Origin of the sequence: Enterobacter sp. CGMCC 5087, from assembly GCF_003144775.1 — a bacterium.
Lineage (GTDB): Bacteria > Pseudomonadota > Gammaproteobacteria > Enterobacterales > Enterobacteriaceae > Enterobacter > Enterobacter cloacae_M.
Map to the genome: position 1 here is coordinate 1 of NZ_QFXN01000348.1, position 2,666 is coordinate 2,666.

General features: G+C 54.8%; 2 protein-coding genes. Both read left to right on the forward strand.

The features are described 5' to 3' along the window. Positions 1-255 precede the first annotated feature (255 nt). A complete protein-coding gene (gene istA, locus DEO48_RS26345; RefSeq protein ID WP_109846758.1) occupies positions 256-1,791 on the forward strand; it encodes an IS21 family transposase in 1,536 nt (511 codons plus the stop codon). A gap of 20 nt (positions 1,792-1,811) precedes the next feature. Then, entirely contained in the window at positions 1,812-2,567 is a 756-nt protein-coding gene (gene istB, locus DEO48_RS26350) for an IS21-like element helper ATPase IstB (protein WP_109846759.1), read from the forward strand. The last annotated feature ends 99 nt before the right edge of the window (positions 2,568-2,666 follow it).

The following is a 2,666-nucleotide window of genomic DNA, read 5'->3' on the forward strand; positions in this document are numbered from 1 at the left end:
TGCATATTCGCACGGTGATCGATCGCCAGTTCGCACCGTAGTCGATCATGATTTCGCATCGTGTTCGATCGCGGTTTCGCATGGCGTTCGATCAGCATTTCGCATCATCCCCGATCACGTTTTCGCATCACCCGATCACCGATTAGCATCCTGCCGATCACTCCGGGAATTAACGCTTTCTCACACGGTCTTCATTGCTGATTTTTTATGTCAATGGAGACATCAATGGCCAGAAAGAAAGTACCTAGGAGTTCTATGGAAACGTGTTTTAAAATCCTCCAGTTCAAATACGGACAAAAGCTGAGTAACCGCTGTATCGGTCTCACGCTAAAAATAAGCCCCTCCACCGTCTACGAAGTCCTGTCCCGCTTCAAAACGACATCGCTGCCATGGCCGTTGCCTGACTCCATCACGCCAGCTCATCTGGAAAAGCTCATCTTCCCCGTAAAAACAACCACTCATCCGGAACTGGTGCCGCCAGACTGGCTTTACATTGACGTGGAGATAAGACGTCCGGGCGTCACGCGCCAGCTGCTATGGCTGGAATACAAAACGCTGTTCGGGAACCTCGCGCTGGGTTACTCCCAGTTCTGCCGCTGCTACCGGGCATGGAAAGCCACACAGCGCCTGTCGATGCGCCAGGAGCACCGTGCTGGCGAGAAGCTCTTTATCGACTTCTGTGGCCCGACAGTGCCGATCATCAGTCCTGAAACGGGCGAGATCCGACGGGTTGCCATCTTAGTGGCTGTGATGGGGGCATCCAACTACACCTACGTCGAGGCCTGTGAGGGGCAGGATATGATGTCCTGGCTCAACGCCAACAGCCGCTGCCTGACCTTCCTCGGTGGCGTGCCGAAACTGCTCATCCCGGACAATCTGAAAAGCGCGGTGAAGAAAGCGGATCGTTACGAGCCCGTCATCAACGAAAGTTATCTGGCGATGGCAGAGCATTATGGCACCGTCATCATCCCGGCCAGGCCGTATAAACCAAAAGATAAAGCGAAAGCAGAGAACGGAGTACTTATCGTTGAAAGGTGGCTGCTTGCCCGCATCCGCAACGAAACCTTCCACACGCTGCGAGCGCTGAATATCCGGCTCCGGGAGTTACTGAACGAGCTGAATAACCGCCCCATGAAGGGTTACGGCAATCAGACCCGCGCTGAACGCTTCCGCATCCTGGATGCGCCAGCGCTCTCTGCGCTTCCGGCGGCACCCTATGAATATGCCGAATACCGCGCTGTGAAAGTGGCGCCGGACTACCACGTTGAATATGCGCGTCACTGGTACTCGGTACCGCATGAGCTGGTTGGTCAGCGTCTGTCGCTAAAAGCAGGTCAGACGGTGATCCAGATCTGGCATCAGGGCCAGTGTGTGGCACAGCATCCGCGCAGCCAGCATGAATACAAACATACCACCAACCCACTGCATATGCCTGTCCAGCACCAGAAACACAGCGGCTGGACGCCGGAACGGCTCCTGGCAATGGGTAAAAACATCGGCGCGTACACCGGCAAAGTGGTGGAGTCACTGCTGAAACGCAAGGCGCATCCGGAACAGGCCTACCGGGCTGTGCTCGGGCTGATCGCGTTGCAAAAGAAATACGGACGCGAACGACTGGAAAAAGCCAGCCATGTCGCCTGGCACCACAAGACGCCAGACAGGCGGTTCATCGAAAACCTGCTGCGCCATCAGCGCGAAAACCAGGAGCTTCAGGCAATGCGCGGTGGAGAAACCAACCCTACGGCATCGCTGGAACATGAGAACCTGCGTGGTCCCGGTTACTACCACTAACATACTGAGAGATAAATAAAATGAACAACAATCTGATCCATAAACTGAGCCAGTTAAAGCTACCTGCGATGGCTGAATCTCTGATACGGCAGCGTGAAACGCCGCAGACCTACGACGAGCTGTCGTTCGAAGAACGGCTGGCTCTGCTGGCTGATGACGAGTTGCTGAAAAGGGAAAACGGTCGGGTATCACGGCTGCGCAAAAACGCGAATCTGAAATACCAGGCAGCGCCGGAGGGGCTGCACTACCCGGCATCCAGGGGGCTGAAACCGGAGCAGATGCGGGAGCTTCTTAACGGTCACTACATCACTCACCGCAAAAATATCCTGATAACAGGCCCTACAGGCTGCGGAAAAAGCTGGATCGCCAATGCACTCGGAGAACAGGGCTGCCGACAGAAACACACGGTGCAATACTGGAGAGCGGGCCGTCTGCTGGAAGTACTGGCGCAGGGACGTGTTGACGGTAGCTGGCTGAAGCATCTGAAGCAGCTACAAAAAACGGAGGTGTTAATCCTGGATGACCTTGGTCTGGAGCCGCTGACGAACCCGCAATGTAACGACCTGCTGGAGATCATCGAAGACAGATACGAGCAAAGCAGCACCATCGTGGTGAGCCAGTTCCCGGTAGATAAATGGCATGGTCTGATGGAGAACCCGACCACGGCCGATGCTATCCTGGACAGGCTGGTGCATAACGCTCACAGACTGGTACTGCAGGGGGAATCCATGAGGAAAAATAAACCGGTGCTGGAAAGCGCAGAAAAAACAAGTTAAAAAGCAGTAGAAAAGTTAAGTCCCCCGGATGATCGATCAGCTGCGAATCGCTGATCGACGTTCCACGCGAAAACATGATCGATCAGAGCGGAATACGCA

What these genes read in the sequence shown, in the direction of transcription:
- istA (WP_109846758.1), top strand. Translation starts at nt 256, where the DNA reads ATGGAAACGTGTTTTAAAATCCTCCAGTTCAAATACGGACAAAAGCTG.
- istB (WP_109846759.1), top strand. Translation starts at nt 1,812, where the DNA reads ATGAACAACAATCTGATCCATAAACTGAGCCAGTTAAAGCTACCTGCG.